The organism is Delftia sp. PX-1, from assembly GCF_055797465.1.
On the sequence record NZ_CP184763.1, the window covers coordinates 3,450,286 to 3,469,429 of the forward strand.

Sequence of the window (19,144 nt, forward strand, 5' to 3'; positions counted from 1 at the left end):
GTGCGGCAGCATCCACGCACGTATCCAAGCCCTGATGCCTGTCCCCCCATGAATCCACATCCCGACCTCACACCAGCGCCTTCCAGAAAACCAGGCGCTGAGAACGCCGCAGCCGATGCGGCCGGCAACGCGGCCGCTGCCGACGCGGCTTTCGCACGCAGCGTGCGTTCGGCCCTGCCGGGCCTGGCACAGCTGGCCGACATGGTGCCTGCGCTGCGCCTGCTGACCGGCCTGCTGGTGGCCAGCATCATCATCGCGGGTCTGTATTTCGGGCAGGGACTGCTGATTCCGCTGGCCCTGGCGCTGCTGTTCGGCTTTTTGCTCGATCCTGCGGTCTCCCGGCTCAGGCGCTGGGGCCTGCCGCGCATGGCGGCGACGCTGCTGGTGGTGGTCATGGCACTGGCAACGCTGGCCGGAATGGGTACCTATCTGGGCAGCCAGGTGCAGCAGCTCAGCGCCGACCTGCCCACCTACCAGAGCACCATCCGCGACAAGCTGCGCAGCCTGCGCAGGAATGCCAACATGCCCAGCGCCTGGGACGGCGCCCTGCGCACCTATGACACGGTGGAGCGTGAGATCTCCCGCGGCGCCACCACGCCCCGCGTGCAGAAGGTGGAGATCCAGTCGCCCGAGCAAAAGCCCACGGCGCGCATGCTGCAGTGGCTGGGCCGAGTGGCCGAGCCCGTGACCACGGCCGGCATCGTGCTGCTGTTCGTGATCCTCATCCTGCTGGACCGCGATGACCTGCGCGACCGGCTGCTGCGCCTGATGGGCGGCAACCTGCATGTGGCCACCGATGCGCTGGACGAGGCCTCGCAGCGCATAGGCAAGTACCTGCGCATGCAGTTCGTGGTCAACATCACCTATGGACTGCCCATGGCGGCGGGGCTGTGGTTCATCGGCGTGCCGGGCGCCATTCTCTGGGGGGTGCTGGCGGCCATCATGCGGTTCGTTCCCTATGTGGGCGCCATGATCTCTGCCGCCTTCCCGCTGGCGCTGGCCTTTGCGGTGGATCCGGGCTGGCAGATGCTGCTGATGACGCTGGGGCTGATCATGGCGCTGGAGCTGATCAGCAACAACCTCATCGAGCCCTGGCTGTATGGCAGCAGCACGGGCCTGTCCACGCTGTCCATCATTGCGGCCGCGACCTTCTGGACGGCGCTGTGGGGGCCGATAGGGCTGATCCTGTCCACGCCGCTCACGGTCTGCCTGCTGGTGTTGGGCCGCTACATACCGGCGCTGCAGTTCATGGAGGTGCTGCTGGGCAGCTCCCCCGTGCTGGGTCCGGCCCAGCGGCTGTACCAGCGCCTGCTGGCCGACGATGTGGAAGATGCGGTCACGCTGGCGCATGAACTGGTGGACGCAAGGCTGCCGGCGCGGGCCTCGGCGGACGAACGCTCGGCCGCAGTGGCCGGCTTCTATGACGAGGTGGCGATCCCCGCGCTGCGCCTGGCCACCCAGCAGCACCTGGAGTCGGCCACGGCCGAGCACCGGCTGCGCCTGTCCAGCGGCATGGATGCCTTGGTCGAGGAGCTGCGGGAAAGCCATCCCGCGCCCGCAGCCCTGTCCTCGCGGGCCCTGCGCATCCATTGCGTGGGCGCGCGCTGGGAGGTCGATGCCCTGGCAGCGGCCATGGTGGCGCACAGCGAGGCGCTGCGCGGCCACGTGGTCAGCTGCTCGGACTGGGCGCTGGCGGCCGATCCGCAATGGCGCCAGCTGGGGCAGGGCGAGGGCGGCGGCCTGCCGCAGGGCCATGCAGGCGCACAGGCCCTTGGCGAGGCGCAATTGCTGGTGCTCTCGGTCTTCAGCGCCCAGCCCCAGACCGTGGCGCGCCAGATCATGCGGCGGGTGCGCCGCCACTGGCCGCATCTGCGCGTGGTGCTGGCGCTGTGGAATGCGCCGGCCGTGGTGTCCGACCCCGAGTTCGCGCGCCGCTGCGGCGCCGCCGCCTGCGTGTCCAGCCTGCGCGAGCTGCAGTTGTGGGTGGACGCCTTGCGCCTGCCCGACGCGGCAGGCCAGGGCCTGGCCGCGCCCATTCCCGATGACGATGAGCAGCGCGTGCGCCAGCTGCGCGACAGCGGCGTGCTCGGGCCCGGCCTGCCGCCGCTGTACCACGAGGCAGCCCAGCAGGCCGCCAATGCCTTCGACGTGAAATGGGCCCAGGTCTCATGGGTCGATGCCGACCGCGTGCACACGCCCGGCAGCCTGCTGGTGGCGGACCAGGGCGACCCCGCATCGGCCGGGATGCCGCGCGGTCAGTCCATCTGCTCGTATGTGGTGCACGGCGGCGAGCCCCTGGTGGTGCACGACGCAGCGCGCGACCCCCGGTTTGCCGGCAACCCCGCACTGCAGGCCATGCGGCTGCGCTTTTACGCAGGCGTGCCGCTCAGGAACCGCCACGGCGCTGTGCTGGGCAGCTTCTGCATCATGGACGACGCACCGCGCGAGGTCTCGCCGGCAGATCTGGAGCTGCTGGCCGTCATGGCCGAGCAGCTGATGCAGACCGTGGAAGTGCGCCGCATGATGGAAAGCGGCGCAGCGCCGGCGCCGGCTCCCGCTCCCGCTCCCGCGTCTGTACCGGCGCCGCCACCGGCCCAGTCACCGGAGCAGTCACCGCCCGGCCACTGAGCCCGCTCACAGCAGCTACGGCGGCTCACAGCGAGGTGGCCAGCATCTGCTCGTAGTCGTCGGCGCTGGCCAGGCGCGGGTTGGTGCCGTGGCAATGGTCCTTGAGCGCCCCGCCGATCACGGCCGCGAACTGGGCGCGCTCCACGCCCATGGCGGCCAGGCCCGTGGGCAGGCCCAGGCGGGCGTTCATGTCGCGTATGGCTTCGGGAATGTCGCTGCCCGAGGCCAGGCCCATAGCGTGGGCCATTCGCTGCAGGCGCTGTTCGGCGCGCACGCTCTCGGCCTCGGCATTGAAGCGCACCACGGCGGGCAGGAACATGGCGTTGAGCGTGCCGTGGTGCAGGCGCGGGTTCACGCCGCCCAGGCTGTGGCTGAGGCTGTGCACGCAGCCCAGGCCCTTCTGGAAGGCCATGGCGCCCTGCATGCTGGCGCTCATCAGCTGGCGGCGTGCCTCGGCGTCCTGGCCATTGCGGGTGGCGCGTTCTATGTGCGCCCAGCCGCGCGTGAGGCCGTCCAGCGCAATGCCGTCGGCAGGCGGATTGAAGGCGGCTGCCATGAAGGTTTCCATGCAGTGGGCGATGGCGTCCATGCCCGTGGCGGCCGTCAGCATGGCGGGCAGGCCGTAGGTCAGTTCCGGATCGCAGATGGCGGCGCGCGGCACCAGGTGCCAGCTGTGAAAGCCCAGCTTGCGGTGGTCGTCCACGATGATGATGGCGCCGCGCGCCACCTCGCTGCCCGTGCCGCTGGTGGTGGGCACGGCAATCAGCGGTGCCACGCGCTCGGTGATGCGCGGCGAGCCGCCCTCGATGGTGGCGTAGTGCGACAGCGGCCCTTCGTGCGTGGCCGCAATCGCCACGCCCTTGGCGCAGTCGATGGCGCTGCCGCCGCCCACGGCGATCAGGCCGTCGCAGCGCTGCTCCTGGTAGATCGCAGCGGCCGCACGCACGGCGGCCTCGGTGGGGTTGGAGGGCGTCTGGTCGAACACTGCGTGCGGCATGTCGCCCAGCCCATCCAGCGCCTTTTGCAGCACGCCGGCCGCCTTGACGCCCTGGTCGGTGACGATCAGCGGCCGCGTGATGCCCACGCGCTCGCACTCCTGGCGCAACAGGCGCACGGCGCCGAAGTCAAACTGGATCTGGGTGACGTAGTTGATGAAAGCCATGGTCGGTGACTCGTTGCGGGCCGCTGCGGCCCGTGGTGGGGATCAGGGGGAGTGCGCCGAATCTAGACCGCGCGTGCTGCACTGCAAACAAAGCAAACCCTGAGAGGGCGCCTGCGCGGTCACGGGGGCGACAGCACGGGCGTGCACTGCCATCGCATGGCTGCCAGGGCCTTGTGCTCGCGGCACAATGCCTGCTGCGCGGCGCCTGCCGTGCCTTGCCAGATGGCTCCGATCGAACCTGTCCCTGAACTTGCTCCTGAACGTGCCCCAGCCCGAATCCCGCCCCCACGCCACGCCGCTGCCGGCGTCCCTGACCCACCAGATGCGCGATGTGCTGCGCCGCATGGAGCGCGCCGCACGCACGCCCATGCACCAGCTGGGCGCCGAGGGTGCGCGCGCCGCCTATGAGGCGGGCGCCGGCGTGCTCGAAATTCCCAAGCCCGTCCTGCCGCGTGTCGAGGACCTGCAGATTCCCGCGCGCGATGGCGCCTTGCTGCCCGCTCGGCTCTATGCGCCTGAGGAGCGTGCCCAGGCACCGGCCTCTGGCCTGCCCATGCTGCTGTACCTGCATGGCGGCGGCTTCACCGTGGGCAGCGTGGCCACGCACGACGTGCTGTGCCGCCAGTTGGCCCACCTCTCGGGCGCCATGGTGGTCTCGCTGGACTACCGGCGTGCGCCCGAGCACAAATTCCCCACGGCCCACAACGACGCCTGGGATGCGCTGCAATGGCTGGCTTCGCAGGCCGCCTTGCTGGGCGCCGACCCTGCACGCCTGGCCGTGGGCGGCGACAGCGCGGGCGGTACGCTGGCCGCAGCCTGCGCCATCCATGCGCGCGATGCAGGCCTGAAGCTGGCCCTGCAACTGCTGATCTACCCGGGCACGACGGCCCACCAGGACACTGACTCGCACCGCCGTTTCGCCCACGGGCTGGTCATTGACGAGCCGGCCATCACCTGGTTCTTTGCCCAGTACCTCAACAGCCCTGCCGACCGCGAGGACTGGCGCTTCGCCCCGCTGCTGGCGCCTGACGTGGACGGCGTGGCCCCAGCCTGGATAGGCCTGGCCGAATGCGACCCGCTGGTGGACGAGGGCGTGGAATACGCCGACAAGCTGCGCATGTCGGGCGTGCCCGTGGATCTGGAGATCTACCGGGGCGTGACCCATGAATTCGTCAAGATGGGCCGCGCCATTGCCGAAGCGCGCCGTGCACATGCCGACATGGCGCGCGCCTTGGCCGACGCCTTCGCGGCCTGAGAGCCAGGGCACCCAAGACACCCAAGACAACAGGAGAGAAAAACCCATGCAACGCCAAGATTTCCGCACGCTGCAACGCATCGAAGTGCGCTGGTCCGAAGTGGACGCCCAGAAGATCGTCTTCAACGCCCACTACCTGATGTACGCCGACGTGGCCGTCACCGACTACTGGCGCCAGCTGGGCATGCCCTATGAGTCATCCTTCGCGGCCCTGGGCGGCGAGCTGTTCGTCAAGAAGGCCACCACCACCTACCACGCATCGGCCACGCTGGGCGACGTGCTGCATGTGGGCATACGCTGTGCCAGGCAGGGCAATACCTCGCTGTTGTTCGAGGCCGGCATCTTCCGGGGCATGGAACTGCTCAACACCGTGGAACTGGTCTATGTGTTCGCCGATGCCACCACGCGCCAGCCGCTGCCCGTGCCGCAGCAGCTGCGCGACGTGCTCACCGCCTATGAGGCCGGCCAGAGCGTGGTGCGCGTGGCATCGGGCAGCTGGAACGACCTGGGCCGCGACGCCGAGCGCCTGCGCCTGGCCGTGTTCGTGCACGAGCAGGGCGTGCCGCGCGAGATCGAGATCGACGAGTTCGACCCCGTGGCCCGCCACGCCGTGGTCTACAACGGCCTGGGCCAGCCCATTGCCACCGGCCGCCTGGTCAGCGACAGCCCCGGCGCCGGCAGGATCGGCCGCATGGCCGTGGACCGCAGCGTGCGCGGCGGCCGCTGGGGCCGCATCGTGCTGGACAGCCTGGTGGAGGCCTCCCGCCAGCGCGGCGACCGCGAAATCGTGCTGCACGCGCAGCGCCATGCCGAGTCGTTCTACCTGCGCGCGGGCTTCACGCCCGAGGGCGAGCCCTATGAAGAGGCCGGCATTCCCCACATCACCATGAGGAAAGTACTCACCGCCTGAGCTGCAGGCAGCTCAGGCGGTGCAAGGCCCAAATCTCAAATGTCCTCGCGCAGCGCGTAGGGCAGGGGCTGGAGTTGCAGCGCCACGGCCTGCGCGGCATCGGCGCGCTGGCCCTCGCCCAGGGCGGCGTGGGCCAGCAGGCGCTGCTCAGCCGAGCTGATCTGCATGGAGACAATGGCGTCCCAGCCCCCGCCGGGCGCCGGGGCGGCCTGGACCACGGTGCCGGTGGCCTGCTCCAGATCCTCGGGCGTGAAGACTTCCATGCCGGCTGCCAGCGGCTGCTGGGCATGGGCGATGTAGGCGCGGCGCTTGAGCGTGCCCCGGAACTGGCTGCGGGCCACCACCTCCTGGCCCGGGTAGCAGCCCTTCTTGAAGTTCACGCCTTCCACCGATTCGTAGTTGAGCATCTGCGGCACGAAGGCATCGACCACGGGTGCCGACAGCGTGGCGATGCCGCTGGCGACTTCGCTCCAGAGCCAATCGGCCTCACTGAGTGCGGGGCCTTCGGGCAGGGGCGCACCGACAGGGGCCACGCGCAGGGCGCGCGGCTGGCCGGCGGCCGGGTACAGGGCGATCAGGCTGGCGGCCCCGTCGTCCGACTTGGTCCAGGGTGCGGCGCCCGCGCCCAGGGCCTGCACGGCGGAGTCGCCGGCCAGGCCGAGCAGGGTGAAGTCGGCCGTGGCATCGCTAAGCTTGCACTTGGCGCGCAGCACGAACATGGACAGGCGCTTGAGCGTGGGTGCCAGCAGGCTGCGGTCGCACAGCAGCAGGATCTCGTCCTTGCTGCGCTTGAAGCCGATGAAGCTGGCCAGCATGCGGCCCTTGGCCGTGCAGAACGCCGCCAGACGCGCATGCTGCAGATCGAGCAGCGCGAAGTCGTTGGTCAGCTGGCCATGCAGGAATGGGGCGGCGTCTTCGCCGAGGGCGCGTATCACGCCGAGATGGGAAACGGGGGCGATGCCGTTCAGTAAAGGCTGGGTCATGGCTGAATTATGATCAGCCGCTCTATTGCTTGCTTGGACCGAGGTTGTGCGCTTTATCTTTCGCGCTTTGATGATGCTGCTGGTGCTGGCAGCCGTGCTGGCCGGTGCCGGCTGGTGGTGGCTGAACCAGCCCCTGCCGCTGTCCCAGCCCACGCTGGAGCTGGAGGTCGAACCCGGCACCACGCCGCGCGGCGTCGCCCGCGAAGTGGTCAAGGCCGGGGTGCAGACCGATGCGCGGCTGCTGTATGCCTGGTTCCGCGTCTCGGGGCAGGACCGGCAGATCAAGGCCGGCAACTATGAACTGACCACGGGCCTGACCCCCTATGTGCTGCTGCAAAAGCTCGCGCGTGGCGAGGAATCGCTCAAGGCGCTGACCCTGGTCGAGGGCTGGAACTGGCGCCAGGTGCGCGCAGCCCTGGCCCGCGAGGAATTCCTGCGCCAGGAAAGCGCGGGCATGGACGATGCGGCCCTGATGCAGGCCCTGGGCCGTCCCGGGGTGGCGCCGGAGGGCCGGTTCTTCCCCGATACCTATACCTATGCCAAGGGCAGCTCCGACCTGGCCGTGCTGCGCCGGGCCCTGCATGCCATGGACCGGCGCCTGGCCGATGTCTGGGCGCTGCGCTCGGCCGACACGCCACTCAAGAGCCCCGACGAGGCCCTGACCCTGGCCAGCATCGTCGAGAAGGAAACCGGCCGCGCGGCCGACCGTGCCCAGATCGCAGGCGTGTTCACCAACCGCCTGCGCATCGGCATGCTGCTGCAGACCGATCCCACCGTGATCTACGGCCTGGGTGAGAAATTCGACGGCAACCTGCGCCGCCGCGACCTGCAGACCGACACGCCCTGGAACACCTACACCCGCGCGGGCCTGCCGCCCACGCCCATCGCCATGCCCGGCAAGGCCGCCCTCATGGCCGCCGTGCAGCCCAGCCAGACCAAGGCGCTGTATTTCGTGGCGCGCGGAGACGGCACCAGCCATTTCAGTGCCTCGCTGGACGAGCACAACCGCGCCGTCAACCGCTACCAGCGCGGCCAGCAAAAGCCCTGAGCAAAAGCCCTGAGATATTCCCCAGGGCTGCTGCGGTTCCCGCGGCGCTTGCGTATCCTCTCTTTCCATATGACCAATGCAACCCCCGCCGGCCTGTTCATCAGCTTCGAAGGCATCGATGGCGCCGGCAAGTCCTCGCACATCGCGTCGCTGGCCCAGGCTTTCCGTGACCAGGGCCGCACGGTGACGCTCACGCGCGAGCCCGGCGGCACGCCGCTGGCCGAAAAGCTGCGCGCGCTGATGCTGCACGACGCCATGGACCCGCTGACCGAGGCGCTGATCGCCTTTGCCGCGCGACGCGACCACCTGGTGCAGGTGATCGAGCCCGCGTTGGCGCGCGGCGAGGTCGTGCTCTGCGACCGCTTCACTGATGCCACCTTTGCCTACCAGGGCGCAGGCCGTGGCTTCGACCTGCAGCCGCTGGCCACGCTGGAGCGCATGGTGCAGACGGGCACCGCCCCCCAGCCCGATCTGCTGCGCGAGCCCCACCTGACGCTCTGGTTCGACCTGCCCGCCGAGGTGGCCGCCGAGCGCCTGGCCTCGGCCCGCGTGCCGGACCGCTTCGAGTCCGAACCCGGCAGCTTCTTCGCCCGCGTGGCCCAGGGCTATGCGTCGCGCGCTGCAGCAGCGCCCCAGCGCTTTGCCCGCATCGACTCCAACGCCAGCCGGCATGCGGTCTGGCAGCAGATCACGCAGGTCATGGTGCGCCGGGGCTGGCTGGCCATCATGGTCGGCGGCCAGGGAGGTGCGGCATGAACGAAGCCCTGCCACAGCCGGCCGAGATCGACACCTCCTGGATTGCCGAACAGCGCACACGCCTGCTCGCACAGCGCGGCCATGCCTGGCTGCTGCAGGGGCCTTCGGGCCTGGGGCAGTACGCGCTGTCGCTGTCACTGGTGCGTGCCTGGCTCTGCGAGTCGCCGTCGCCGCAGGGCGCCTGCGGCCACTGCGGCAGCTGCCATGCCATCGACGTGCGCGCCCATGCCGACCTGTGCGTGCTCATGCCCGAGGTGCAGATGATGGCGCTGGGCTGGCCCCTGCCCGAGAAGGCCCAGGCCGACATCGACGACAAGAAGCGCAAGCCCAGCAAGGAAATCCGTGTCGAGGCCATGCGCGACGCCGTGGAGTTCTGCCAGCGCACCAGCGCGCGCGGGCGCGGCAAGGCCGTGCTGGTCTATCCGGCCGAGCAGATGAATGCCATCACGGCCAATGCGCTGCTCAAGACGCTGGAGGAGCCGCCCGGCGATGCGCGTTTCGTGCTCGCCAGCGAGGCATCGCACCAGCTGCTGCCCACCATTCGCAGCCGCTGCCTGATCCACACCATGGCCTGGCCGGATCAGCAAGAGGCCCTTTCCTGGCTGGACACGCAGGGCGTGCCCCCTGAAGCGGCCGCCGTGGCGCTGCGCGCAGCAGGCGGGCGGCCCGGCGATGCACTGGCATTGGCGCAAAGCGGTGGCGGCAGCGACATGGCGTCGTGGTCACAGCTGCCGCGTGCGCTGGCCAAGGGCGATGTGGCGGCCCTGGCCGCCTACGCGCCGCCCCATGCCGTGGAGGCCTTGCAAAAGATCTGCCACGACCTGATGGCGCTGGCCGCAGGCGCCGCGCCGCGCTACTTCACGCCGGCCGACCTGCCTTCGCGGCCGCTGGACATGGGCCTGCTGGCCGAATGGTCGCGAACCCTGGCCCAGGCCGCGCGCACGGCCGACCATCCCTTCAACGCAGGCCTCATGGCAGAAGCCCTGGCCGCAGAGGCGCGGCGCGTGCTCATGTCCGGCCAGCCTGCCCGCCAGCGCCGGGCATGAAGGGCGGGGCACGGGAGAACATGGCCAGGCGCTTTTCGCCACATGAAAGCCCGGCCTGTTAACCTACGGCCCTGGGCCCGGTGCCGATTGCGCCGGCCGCTCACCGAACCAATGTCTGCAAACCATCCATGAGCACCGCACCCTCCACACCCCGTCCCAGCGTGATGCAACTGGCGATCAAGGAAAAGGCCGCGCTGTACGCCGCCTACATTCCCATGTTCGCAGAAGGGGGCGTTTTCGTGCCCACTCAGCGCGAGTACCGTCTTGGCGATGATGTCTACGTGCTGCTGACCCTGCCCGACGAGCCCCAGCGCTATCCCGTGGCCGGCCGCGTGGCGTGGATCACGCCCGCACGCGCCTCGGGCAACCGCACGCAGGGCATAGGCATACAGTTTCCCAAGGACGAGAAATCCGCCGAGCTCAAGGCCAAGATCGAGAACATCCTGGGTGCGGCGCTGAGCTCGGACAAGGCCACGCAGACGGTCTGATGGCTGCACCTGTTTCAGGTGCACCTGCCTGCCATGCATGCCGACAGGGAGGACAGCTCCCGGGTCGGCATGGCTGTTTCTGAACCACGAGATTCCATGTTTACCGATTCCCACTGCCATCTGAACTTCCCCGAGCTGCAAAGCCGCCTGCCCGAGATCCGCGAGGCCATGGCGGCCGCGCGTGTCACGCGTGCGCTGTGCATCTGCACCACGATGGAGGAGTTCGGCGATGTGCACCAGCTGGCGCTGGACCACGACAACTTCTGGGCCACCGTGGGCGTGCACCCCGACACCGAACACATGACCGAGCCCAGCGTGGGCGACCTGGTGGAGCGCGCCGCGCTGGCGCGCGTGGTCGCCATCGGCGAGACGGGCCTGGACTACTACGGCATGGAAGACCGCAAGGGCGGCCGCACCATTGCCGACCTGGAGTGGCAGCGCGAGCGCTTTCGCGTGCACATCCGCGCGGCGCGCCAGACGCAAAAGCCCCTGGTCATCCACACCCGCAGTGCCTCGGACGACACGCTGGCCATCCTGCGCGAAGAAGGCGAGGACGGCTCGGCAGGCCAGGCCGGCGGTGTCTTCCACTGCTTCACCGAGACCATGGAGGTCGCGCGCGCGGCGCTGGACCTGGGCTACTACATCTCGATGTCGGGCATCGTCACCTTCAAGAACGCCCAGCACCTGCGCGACGTGGCCGCCTTCGTGCCGGCCGACCGCCTGCTGATCGAGACCGACAGCCCTTATCTGGCGCCCGTTCCCTATCGCGGCAAGACCAACAATCCGTCGTATGTGCCGTACGTGGCCCAGCAGATTGCACAGGTGCGCGGCATTCCGGTCGAGGAGGTGGCGGCCCTGACCAGTGCCAACTTCGATCAGCTTTTCAAGGGGGTTGTCGCATGAGACTGAATGCTGCGGCCGTCGGCCGCGTGGACCGTCGCCGCTGGCTGGCCCGGGCCGGCCGCGCCCTGACGGCCGTGGCTGCAGCCGGTGCCGGGCTGGCGCACGCCAGCCAGTACGACGACTACGTGCGTGCCATCGTCAGCGACAACGAGCGCGCCATGGTCAACCTGATCTTTCGCGGCTTCGATCCCAACACGCGCGACACGCGCGGCCGCCCGGGCCTGGTTGCGGCCCTGCACCAGGGCTCCCTGGGCGTCTTCGACGTGCTGCTCAAGTCCCCCGGCATCAAGGTCAACGAAGCCTCGCAGCAGGGCGAAACGCCGCTGATGATGGCCTGCATCAAGGGCCACCTGGACCTGGCCAAGGAACTCATCCGCCGGGGCGCCGATGTCAACCGCCCCGGCTGGACACCGCTGCACTACGCCACCTCGGCCGACCTGCCCCAAACGCTGGACATCATCAAGCTGCTGCTGGACAAAAGCGCCTACATCGACGCCGAATCGCCCAACGGCACCACGCCGCTGATGCTGGCTGCCCAGTACAGCAGCGAAGCCGTGGTGGACCAGCTCATCGCCGAAGGCGCCGACGTCATCCTGCGCAACCAGCGCGGCTTCACCGCCGCCGACTTCGCCAGGCAGGTGGACCGCCAATACATGGTCGACAAACTCACCAAGGCCATCAAGGCCGAACGCAAGACCCAGCCCTCGCGCGGGAGCTGGTAGCCGCCAGCTGCAAGCCGCAAGCGAAAGCGGCATGGCCGCCCCCAATCCTGTCCGCTCAGGTGGCGTGGTTCCTGCTCAACCTGGCATACAGCCCGTCGCGCGCCAGCAGTTCGGCATGCGTGCCTTGCTCGGCGATGCGGCCGCGCTCCATCACCACCACACGGTCGGCATGCTCGATGGTGGACAGCCGGTGGGCGATGACCAGGGTCGTGCGGCCCTGCATCAGCCGTGTCAGCGCCTCCTGCACCAGGCGCTCGGATTCGTTGTCCAGTGCCGAGGTGGCCTCGTCCAGAATCAGGACCGGCGCATCCTTGTACAGCGCCCGCGCAATCGCCAGCCGCTGGCGCTGGCCGCCGGACAGCTGGCTGGCGTTGTGGCCCACCACCGTCTGCAGGCCCTGGGGCAGGCCGCGCACGTGCGAGCCCAGGTTGGCGGCGTCCAGCGCCGCCCACAGCAGTGCCTCGTCTTCCACGCCACCCAGCGCCACATTGGCGGCAATGGTGTCATTGAACATCACCACGTCCTGGCTGACCATGGCGAACTGCTGGCGCAGGGCGGCCAGATCCCATTCGGGCAGGGGGGTGCCGTCCAGCAGCAACTGCCCATCCGTGGGCTGCAGAAAGCGCGGCAGCAGGTTCACCAGCGTGGTCTTGCCCGCGCCGGAGGGGCCCACCAGGGCCACTACCTCGCCCGGGCGCACGCGCAGGTCCACATGGCTCAGGGCGGGGGCCTTGTCCTCGCCAAACTGAACGGACACGTCGCGCAGCTCGATCTCGCCACGCGCCTTGCCGGGCACCTGGGTGCCGCCGGTCTCGTCGCCCGAGCCCTCCAGCAGATGCAGGCCCCGCTCCAGCGCCGCCACGCCGCGCGTGATGGGGTTGGCCACATCGGCCAGGCGGCGGATGGGGGCAATCAGCATCAGCATGGCCGTGATGAAGGCCGCGAAACTGCCCACCGTCACATCCTGCACATTGGCCGCGGCGGCTCCCGTGCCCCGGCTTTGCCACAGCGCGATGCAGATCACGGCTGACAGGGCAGCAGCGGCCAGCAGTTGGGTCAGCGGCGTCATCGCGGCAGAGGCGATGGTGGCCTTGATGGCCAGCTTGCGCAGTTGCCCGCTCAGGCCGCCAAAGCGCTTTTGCTGGCCCTGCTGCGCGCCATGCAGGCGCACCATGCGGTGGGCCAGCACGTTCTCCTCCACCACATAGGCCAGGGAGTCCGTGGCTTCCTGGCTGATCTTGGTGATGCGGTACAGGCGGCGCGACAGCGTCTTCATGATCCAGGCCACGCCCGGCACCACGGCGGCCACCACCAGCGTCAGCTGCCAGTTCAGATACAGCAGGTAGCCCAGCAGCGCCACCAGGGTGAAGCCATCGCGCGAGATGCCCAGCATGGCCTGCACCAGCAGGGTGGAGCCGGTCTGCACCTCATAGACCACGGTGTTGGACAGCGACGAGGCCGACTGGCGCGAGAACAAGGCCATGTCGGCCGCCAGCAGCCGCTCGAACAGGCGCCTGCGCAGCGCCAGCATGCCCTCGTTGGCAATGCGCGCCAGCGCGTACTGGCCCACGAACTGCGACAGGCCCCGCACCAGGAACACGCCGATGATGGCCAGCGGCACCGACCACAGGGGCAGCGTGCCGTCGGTGAAGCCGCTGTCCAGCAGCGGCTGCAGCAATGCCGGTATCAACGGCTCGGTGACCGCACCCACCAGCGTGGCGGCCACGGCCATCGTCCAGGCCAGGCGCTGACCACCAAAATAGGGGGACAGGCGCTTCAGGCGCTGCGACAGGGTCAGGGTGCTGGCGAGATCATGGGCCGCCGGTGCGGCGGACGGCGCAGGGGCCGGCGGCGGTGAGGATGGTGCGTGCATGAAGCGCGGATTTTACGGCGGGCTTGCCTGGGGCTGCCCCATGGGGAACCGATGCGGCTGGCGGGGATCGACAAAGCCTGGGCCGACAGACCCTACAGTGCACGTTCTTACATCGTGACGCATCCAGTGTGTGTAACATTCGCACCTGTGCAAGTACCGGGGTCTTCCCGTAGATATTGATGAATGCCAATGACTATTGACCGACTCCTTTCTCCTTCCTCCCTGGCGGCCGTGCCGCGCCCTTCGCGCCGAACCCTGCTGGCCGCTCTTGCCTCCACTCCTGCAATTCCCGCGCTGGCCCAGTTCCGCGTCGAAGTGACGGGCGTGGGCCTGACCCAGTTGCCCATCGCCATTGCAGCATTCAAGGGAGAAGGGCAGGCGCCCCAGAAGATCTCGGCCATCATCCAGGCCGACCTGGAGCGCAGCGGTCAGTTCCGCGCCGTGGACACGGCCGGCGTGCAACTCGATGAAACCTCGCGCCCCGATGTCGCCATGTGGCGCCAGAAAAGCGCAGATTCCCTGGCCGTGGGCAGCATCACGCGCCTGGCCGATGGCCGCTACGACGTGCGCTTTCGCCTCTGGGACGTGGTCAAGGGCCAGGACCTGGGCGGCCAGGGCTTTGCCGTCACCACCGGCGACCTGCGCCTGGTGGCCCACCGCATCTCCGACTACATCTACGAGAAACTCACGGGCGAGAAAGGCGTGTTCTCCACACGCATCGCCTACGTGACCAAGGCAGGAAGCAACTACCGCCTGTGGGTGGCCGATGCCGATGGCGAGAACGCGCAGTCCGCCCTGTCCAGCCCGGAACCCATCATCTCGCCCGCCTGGTCGCCCACCGGCACCCAGCTGGCCTATGTGTCCTTCGAGTCGCGCAAGCCCGTGGTCTATGTGCACGATGTGGCCAGCGGCCGCCGTCGCCTGGTCGCCAACTTCCGGGGCTCCAACAGCGCGCCGGCCTGGGCGCCCGATGGCAACTCGCTGGCCGTCACGCTCAGCCGTGATGGTGGTTCGCAGCTGTACCTGATCAGCGCCCAGGGCGGCGAGCCCCGCCGCCTGATGCAAAGCAGCGGCATCGACACCGAGCCGAACTTCTCCAGCGATGGCCGCTCCATCTACTTCGTCAGCGACCGTGGCGGCGCCCCGCAGATCTACAAGGTGCCGGCTTCCGGCGGCAGCGCGGAGCGCGTCACCTTCACCGGCAACTACAACATCTCGCCCAGTGTCAGCCCCGATGGAAAGTGGCTTGCCTACATCTCGCGCGTGGGCGGCGGCTTCAAGCTCCACGTCATGGACCTGGGCACCGGCACCGTGAATGCCATCACCGACACCACGGCGGACGAAAGCCCCAGCTTCGCTCCCAACAGCCGCCTGATCGTCTACGCCACGCTGCAGCAGGGCCGCGAGTCCCTGATGACCACCACGCTGGACGGCAAGATCAAGGCGCGGCTGGCAGGGCAGGGCGGAGACATCCGCGAGCCCGACTGGGGTCCGTTCCAGCGCCAGTGATAGCCCGGCTTCCTCGATTTCTTTTCAGTCAACAAGTCAACTCAGCACGAAGTCCATCCGGACATACGGAGATTTTTCATGATCACCATCAAACGACTTTCCCTGGCACTTGCAGTCACCGCACTCATGGCAGGTTGCAGCTCGGGCGTCAAGCTCGACGAAACCCCGGTCACCGACGCGGGCGCCTCCAGCACGGGCCAGGGCAGCGGTGCCGGCACCGGCAGCACCTCGCAAAGCGGCATCTCGGGCGTGGACCTGACCGGCTCGGCTGCCGACAAGGCAGGTCCCCAGGGCGTCAGCCGCATCGTCTACTTCGACTTCGACAGCTACGTCGTCAAGGCCGATGCCCAGCCCCAGATCGAAGCCCATGCACGCTTCCTGAAGGCGTCTTCTGCACGCAAGGTCCAGATCGAAGGCCACACCGACGAGCGCGGCGGCCGCGAATACAACCTGGCCCTGGGCCAAAAGCGCGCCGAAGCCGTGCGCCGCTCGCTGGGCCTGCTGGGCGTGAGCGACGCGCAGATGGAAGCCGTGAGCTACGGCAAGGAAAAGCCTGCCTCCGAAGGCCATTCCGAAGACGCCTACGCGCAAAACCGCCGCGCTGAACTGTCCTACCGTTGATGAACATGCAGCGCTCCCCGATCCTGCATCGCACCGCGCTGCGCACGCTGCTGGCTGCCGGCCTGATGGTCGGCTACGCCGCCAGCGGCCATGCCGCGCTGTTCGGCGATGACGAGGCGCGCCGCGCCATCCTCGAAATGCGCCAGCGTGTCGACAGCATGCAGCAGTCGCAGCAGCGCATGACCGAGGAAAGCGCGCAAACGCGCCGTGGCCTGCTCGAACTGCAGTCGCAGATCGAGCAGCTCAAGTCCGAGCAAGCCAAGCTGCGCGGCCAGAACGAGCAGCTGCTGCGCGATGTGGCCGAGCTGCAGCGCGGCCAGCGCGACATCGCCAAGGGCGTGGACGAGCGCCTGCGCCAGTTCGAGCCGGTCACGGTGACGGTGGACGGCCAGGAATTCGCGGCCGACCCGGCAGAGAAGCGCGACTTCGAAGCCGCGCTGGCGCAGTTCCGCGCAGGCAGCTTTGCCGAATCCGGCACGGCATTCTCGTCCTTCCTGAACCAGTGGCCCAAGAGCGGCTACGTGCCCTCGGCACGCTTTTGGCTGGGCAACGCGCAGTACGCCAATCGCAACTACAAGGACGCGATCTCCAACTTCCGCGCGCTGCTGGCGGCAGCCCCCATGCATGGCCGGGCGCCGGAGGCGGCGCTGTCCATCGCCAACTGCCAGATCGAGATGAAGGACACCAAGGGCGCGCGCAAGACGCTGGAAGACCTGATCAAGGCCTATCCCAACGCCGAAGCCGCAGCCGCGGCCAAGAACCGTCTCGCCAGTCTCAAGTGATGAACGACACGGTCTCTTCATCCCTTCCGGGAGAAGACAAGACAGCGCCTGAAGCAGGCGCTGTTTTTTCTGATGCCGACCTGCAGCGCCGCTTCGGCGGCCTGGAGCGCTTGTATGGCGTGCCGGGCGCCGCGCGCATCCGCGCCGCACACGTCGTCGTGGTGGGCATCGGCGGCGTGGGTTCGTGGACCGCCGAGGCGCTGGCGCGCAGCGGTGTGGGCGAGCTCACACTCATCGACATGGACCATGTCGCCGAGTCCAACATCAACCGCCAGATTCACGCGCTCTCCACCACCGTGGGCCAGGCCAAGATCGAAGCCATGCGCGAGCGCATTGCCCAGATCAACCCGGCCTGCCGCGTGCACTGCATCGACGACTTCGTGGATCCGGACAACTGGCTGCGCCTGCTGCCCCAGAACGCGGACGCCGTCATCGACGCCTGTGACCAGGTCAAGGCCAAGACTGCCATGGCCGCCCATGCGCGCGCCACGCGCCAGTGCTTCATTTCGGTCGGAGCGGCCGGCGGCAAGCGCCTGGCGCACAAGGTGGACATCGAAGACCTCAGCGCCACCACGCACGACCCTTTGCTGGCCCAACTGCGCTACCGCCTGCGCCGCGAGCATGGCGCACCCAAGGAAGGCAAGCGCATCGGCATCGCCTGCGTCTTCAGCCGCGAGGCCGTCGCCCCGCCCGATGCCTCTTGCGCCATCGAAGGCGACGGCACGCTCAACTGCCACGGCTACGGCTCGGTGGTAACCGTCACCGCCACCTTCGGCCAATGCGCCGCAGGCTGGATCATCGATCAACTGAGCCGCATCAAGAATTGAGGCGTAAAATTTGGTGCTAGAATCTATGTCTTCGCTGAGCAGCATCTGATGCATGCAAAGCGTGGTTCGGGTCTTTAGCTCAGTCGGTAGAGCAGCGGACTTTTAATCCGTTGGTCGCGAGTTCGAATCTCGCAGGACCCACCAAATAAACATCAATGAAATCAAGCCCTTACGCCACAAGCGTAGGGGCTTTTTTCTTGTCTTCGGGGGTCTGCTCTGACCAAAACATGACCGCGTTTGCGTACTGGGCCAGATGCTCCGGCGCCAGGTGGGCATATTTCTTCACCATCTCCAGCGTCTTCCAGCCTCCCAGCTCCTTCAGCACGAACAGGGGGGTGCCGGATTGGACATGCCAGCTCGCCCAGGTGTGCCGCAAGTCATGGAAGCGGAAATTTTCGACACCGGCAGCGGCGAAGGCCCGGGCAAGAATGCGCGCATCGACCTGCTTCACAGGTGCCCCGGTAGGCCGCGTGAAGACATTGACGCCTTTGGGGCGCGCGTTCAGCACGTCCAGCGCTTCGCTGTTGAGCGGAACCACTCGCGCGGAACCCGACTTGGAGGCGTCGGCGCTGACCCAAGCCGTCGAGCGCTTGAGGTCCACCTTATCCCAGGTCAGCGTGAGGATCTCTGCGCTCCGCATGCCCGTGGAAAGGGCGAAGCGGCAGATGTCCCGCATCCAGTCCTGAGACAAAGCTGTGATGAAGGCGCGGGCCTGCTCGCGAGTCAGGAATCGAATGCGAACCGCCGGTTCCCGGTAGTTGCTGAGAATGGGAGCACGGCCAAGCCACTGCATCTTCTCGCACATGTTGAGCAAGGTCCGCAGGGTGGCGATGTACCGATTCTTGGTGCTCTGCGACGTGGGCCGCTGAACAGTGGAGCCGTGGCGTACGAAGTGCGTGGGCAGGTTGTCAAGGATGACGTCGCTTGTCAAAGAGCTGATGGGCCTGCCGCCGAAGACGGTGCGCCAATACGCGACGTGCCGAACCTTGGTGTCGTAGTCGCTCTGTCCGGCAGAGGCACGGAGGAATTGAACGGCAGCTTCCTCAAAAAGCCGCTGCGGCTGTTCCCCCAGCTTGTCCTGCCGCCACATCTCCGCCTTCAGGCGGTCGTGGTATTCCTGAGCTGCCTTGCGCTCGGTCGTTTTAGAAGATCGTCTAACTCTTTCGCCGCTTGGCGTGCGTAGATCGATCCACCAGATTCCGGAAGTTTGATCTTTGCGGATGGGCATTCACTATCCTGGTTCCGCAACGATAGCCGGGTGACATTGTTGCGAGGTTTGTTGAGGGCGGCAAGGGCGGATGGCCAGATGCGCCATATGCGCGATCCGGGTAGGCGAAAGGCGATCTCGTGCCGCCTTTCGAAGACGGTTCCGTAGGAAACCTGCAGCCGCTCGGCTGCCTGTTTGAGGGTGAGTGCGGTTTCACTCATTCGGCATCGCGGCCAGTTCCGGTGCCTGGGCTTGGTGGGCGTTGGGCGACGCAGCTGCTTTCGAGCGCAGCTGCTCCGCCAGTGTTTCCAACTGCTCGAAGGTGAAGCACATGCCGCGAATGGCGCGCGTCGGCCCGGGCGTGTGAAAGGTGCCGCCGCACTGCTGTGCCAGCAGCACCAGAGGTGTGTTGATCATCGTCATC

Annotated in this window: 18 protein-coding genes and 1 tRNA gene; 14 read left to right on the top strand and 5 right to left on the bottom strand. The window is 68.0% G+C overall.

The window, feature by feature from the left end:
- The first annotated feature begins 48 nt into the window (after positions 1 to 48).
- Positions 49 to 2,628, top strand: a complete 2,580-nt coding sequence (locus ACN20X_RS15870; RefSeq protein WP_473209564.1) for an AI-2E family transporter — start codon at positions 49 to 51, stop codon at positions 2,626 to 2,628.
- Between the two features lie 25 nt (positions 2,629 to 2,653).
- Here the strand turns inward: ACN20X_RS15870 and ACN20X_RS15875 are convergent, their stop codons facing one another.
- Positions 2,654 to 3,790, bottom strand: a complete 1,137-nt coding sequence (locus ACN20X_RS15875; protein WP_016446813.1) for an iron-containing alcohol dehydrogenase — start codon at positions 3,788 to 3,790, stop codon at positions 2,654 to 2,656.
- A 250-nt stretch (positions 3,791 to 4,040) separates the two neighbouring features.
- Here ACN20X_RS15875 and ACN20X_RS15880 point away from each other — a divergent pair, with 250 nt between their 5' ends.
- Positions 4,041 to 5,045: an alpha/beta hydrolase gene (locus ACN20X_RS15880; RefSeq protein WP_277848524.1), complete on the top strand. Its 1,005-nt coding sequence runs from the start codon at positions 4,041 to 4,043 to the stop codon at positions 5,043 to 5,045.
- A 46-nt stretch (positions 5,046 to 5,091) separates the two neighbouring features.
- Entirely contained in the window at positions 5,092 to 5,955 is an 864-nt protein-coding gene (locus ACN20X_RS15885) for a YbgC/FadM family acyl-CoA thioesterase (RefSeq protein ID WP_046987602.1), read from the top strand.
- A 35-nt stretch (positions 5,956 to 5,990) separates the two neighbouring features.
- Here the strand turns inward: ACN20X_RS15885 and ygfZ are convergent, their stop codons facing one another.
- Complete coding sequence (gene ygfZ, locus ACN20X_RS15890) at positions 5,991 to 6,938, bottom strand: CAF17-like 4Fe-4S cluster assembly/insertion protein YgfZ (RefSeq protein ID WP_126312168.1); 948 nt, start codon at positions 6,936 to 6,938, stop codon at positions 5,991 to 5,993.
- Positions 6,939 to 6,984: 46 nt separating this feature from the next.
- On the opposite strand from ygfZ, the gene mltG reads away from it, so the two are divergent.
- From mltG to ACN20X_RS15920, 6 genes are all read left to right on the top strand, one after another.
- A complete protein-coding gene (mltG, locus tag ACN20X_RS15895) occupies positions 6,985 to 7,986 on the top strand; it encodes an endolytic transglycosylase MltG (protein WP_016446816.1) in 1,002 nt (333 codons plus the stop codon).
- Positions 7,987 to 8,055: 69 nt separating this feature from the next.
- On the top strand, positions 8,056 to 8,742 hold the full coding sequence (gene tmk / locus ACN20X_RS15900) for a dTMP kinase (protein WP_016446817.1): 687 nt from the start codon (positions 8,056 to 8,058) through the stop codon (positions 8,740 to 8,742).
- Positions 8,739 to 9,788, top strand: a complete 1,050-nt coding sequence (locus tag ACN20X_RS15905; RefSeq protein WP_473209565.1) for a DNA polymerase III subunit delta' — start codon at positions 8,739 to 8,741, stop codon at positions 9,786 to 9,788. Before tmk ends, ACN20X_RS15905 begins: the two co-directional genes overlap by 4 nt.
- 128 nt (positions 9,789 to 9,916) lie before the next feature.
- Positions 9,917 to 10,276 carry a PilZ domain-containing protein gene (locus ACN20X_RS15910; RefSeq protein WP_016446819.1) on the top strand — a complete coding sequence of 120 codons (360 nt, stop codon included), beginning with the start codon at positions 9,917 to 9,919 and terminating at the stop codon, positions 10,274 to 10,276.
- A gap of 96 nt (positions 10,277 to 10,372) precedes the next feature.
- Positions 10,373 to 11,179, top strand: coding sequence for a TatD family hydrolase (locus tag ACN20X_RS15915; RefSeq protein ID WP_016446820.1), 807 nt, complete (start codon positions 10,373 to 10,375; stop codon positions 11,177 to 11,179).
- Positions 11,176 to 11,901: an ankyrin repeat domain-containing protein gene (locus tag ACN20X_RS15920; protein ID WP_473209566.1), complete on the top strand. Its 726-nt coding sequence runs from the start codon at positions 11,176 to 11,178 to the stop codon at positions 11,899 to 11,901. Before ACN20X_RS15915 ends, ACN20X_RS15920 begins: the two co-directional genes overlap by 4 nt.
- 55 nt (positions 11,902 to 11,956) lie before the next feature.
- Here the strand turns inward: ACN20X_RS15920 and msbA are convergent, their stop codons facing one another.
- Positions 11,957 to 13,774, bottom strand: coding sequence for a lipid A export permease/ATP-binding protein MsbA (gene msbA / locus ACN20X_RS15925; protein WP_016452860.1), 1,818 nt, complete (start codon positions 13,772 to 13,774; stop codon positions 11,957 to 11,959).
- 189 nt (positions 13,775 to 13,963) lie between these two features.
- Here msbA and tolB point away from each other — a divergent pair, with 189 nt between their 5' ends.
- The 5 genes from tolB to ACN20X_RS15950 all read left to right on the top strand — a co-directional run bounded on the left by tolB (position 13,964) and on the right by ACN20X_RS15950 (position 17,657).
- Complete coding sequence (gene tolB / locus ACN20X_RS15930; RefSeq protein WP_016446823.1) at positions 13,964 to 15,283, top strand: Tol-Pal system beta propeller repeat protein TolB; 1,320 nt, start codon at positions 13,964 to 13,966, stop codon at positions 15,281 to 15,283.
- 78 nt (positions 15,284 to 15,361) lie between these two features.
- Positions 15,362 to 15,904, top strand: a complete 543-nt coding sequence (pal, locus tag ACN20X_RS15935; RefSeq protein ID WP_016446824.1) for a peptidoglycan-associated lipoprotein Pal — start codon at positions 15,362 to 15,364, stop codon at positions 15,902 to 15,904.
- The gene (ybgF, locus tag ACN20X_RS15940; RefSeq protein ID WP_016452859.1) at positions 15,904 to 16,686 is read left to right on the top strand and encodes a tol-pal system protein YbgF; all 783 of its coding nucleotides are present in this window, start codon (positions 15,904 to 15,906) and stop codon (positions 16,684 to 16,686) included. The genes pal and ybgF overlap by 1 nt, the downstream gene beginning before the upstream one ends.
- Complete coding sequence (locus ACN20X_RS15945; protein WP_016446826.1) at positions 16,686 to 17,513, top strand: tRNA threonylcarbamoyladenosine dehydratase; 828 nt, start codon at positions 16,686 to 16,688, stop codon at positions 17,511 to 17,513. Before ybgF ends, ACN20X_RS15945 begins: the two co-directional genes overlap by 1 nt.
- Before the next feature lie 68 nt (positions 17,514 to 17,581).
- A tRNA-Lys gene (locus ACN20X_RS15950) sits at positions 17,582 to 17,657 on the top strand.
- A gap of 25 nt (positions 17,658 to 17,682) precedes the next feature.
- Here ACN20X_RS15950 and ACN20X_RS15955 read toward each other — a convergent pair.
- Positions 17,683 to 18,741, bottom strand: a complete 1,059-nt coding sequence (locus ACN20X_RS15955) for a tyrosine-type recombinase/integrase (protein WP_473209567.1) — start codon at positions 18,739 to 18,741, stop codon at positions 17,683 to 17,685.
- A 192-nt stretch (positions 18,742 to 18,933) separates the two neighbouring features.
- Complete coding sequence (locus tag ACN20X_RS15960; protein ID WP_309279503.1) at positions 18,934 to 19,143, bottom strand: hypothetical protein; 210 nt, start codon at positions 19,141 to 19,143, stop codon at positions 18,934 to 18,936.
- Position 19,144: the final 1 nt, after the last annotated feature.

Bases quoted from the DNA above. Each gene is read 5' to 3' on its own strand.
- ACN20X_RS15910 (WP_016446819.1), top strand. From the start codon at position 9,917: ATGAGCACCGCACCCTCCACACCCCGTCCCAGCGTGATGCAACTGGCG.
- ACN20X_RS15875 (WP_016446813.1), bottom strand. From the start codon at position 3,790: ATGGCTTTCATCAACTACGTCACCCAGATCCAGTTTGACTTCGGCGCC.
- ygfZ (WP_126312168.1), bottom strand. From the start codon at position 6,938: ATGACCCAGCCTTTACTGAACGGCATCGCCCCCGTTTCCCATCTCGGC.
- ACN20X_RS15945 (WP_016446826.1), top strand. From the start codon at position 16,686: ATGAACGACACGGTCTCTTCATCCCTTCCGGGAGAAGACAAGACAGCG.
- tolB (WP_016446823.1), top strand. From the start codon at position 13,964: ATGACTATTGACCGACTCCTTTCTCCTTCCTCCCTGGCGGCCGTGCCG.
- tmk (WP_016446817.1), top strand. From the start codon at position 8,056: ATGACCAATGCAACCCCCGCCGGCCTGTTCATCAGCTTCGAAGGCATC.
- ACN20X_RS15920 (WP_473209566.1), top strand. From the start codon at position 11,176: ATGAGACTGAATGCTGCGGCCGTCGGCCGCGTGGACCGTCGCCGCTGG.
- ACN20X_RS15905 (WP_473209565.1), top strand. From the start codon at position 8,739: ATGAACGAAGCCCTGCCACAGCCGGCCGAGATCGACACCTCCTGGATT.
- pal (WP_016446824.1), top strand. From the start codon at position 15,362: ATGATCACCATCAAACGACTTTCCCTGGCACTTGCAGTCACCGCACTC.
- ACN20X_RS15885 (WP_046987602.1), top strand. From the start codon at position 5,092: ATGCAACGCCAAGATTTCCGCACGCTGCAACGCATCGAAGTGCGCTGG.
- ybgF (WP_016452859.1), top strand. From the start codon at position 15,904: ATGAACATGCAGCGCTCCCCGATCCTGCATCGCACCGCGCTGCGCACG.
- ACN20X_RS15955 (WP_473209567.1), bottom strand. From the start codon at position 18,741: ATGCCCATCCGCAAAGATCAAACTTCCGGAATCTGGTGGATCGATCTA.
- msbA (WP_016452860.1), bottom strand. From the start codon at position 13,774: ATGCACGCACCATCCTCACCGCCGCCGGCCCCTGCGCCGTCCGCCGCA.
- ACN20X_RS15870 (WP_473209564.1), top strand. From the start codon at position 49: ATGAATCCACATCCCGACCTCACACCAGCGCCTTCCAGAAAACCAGGC.
- ACN20X_RS15915 (WP_016446820.1), top strand. From the start codon at position 10,373: ATGTTTACCGATTCCCACTGCCATCTGAACTTCCCCGAGCTGCAAAGC.
- ACN20X_RS15960 (WP_309279503.1), bottom strand. From the start codon at position 19,143: ATGACGATGATCAACACACCTCTGGTGCTGCTGGCACAGCAGTGCGGC.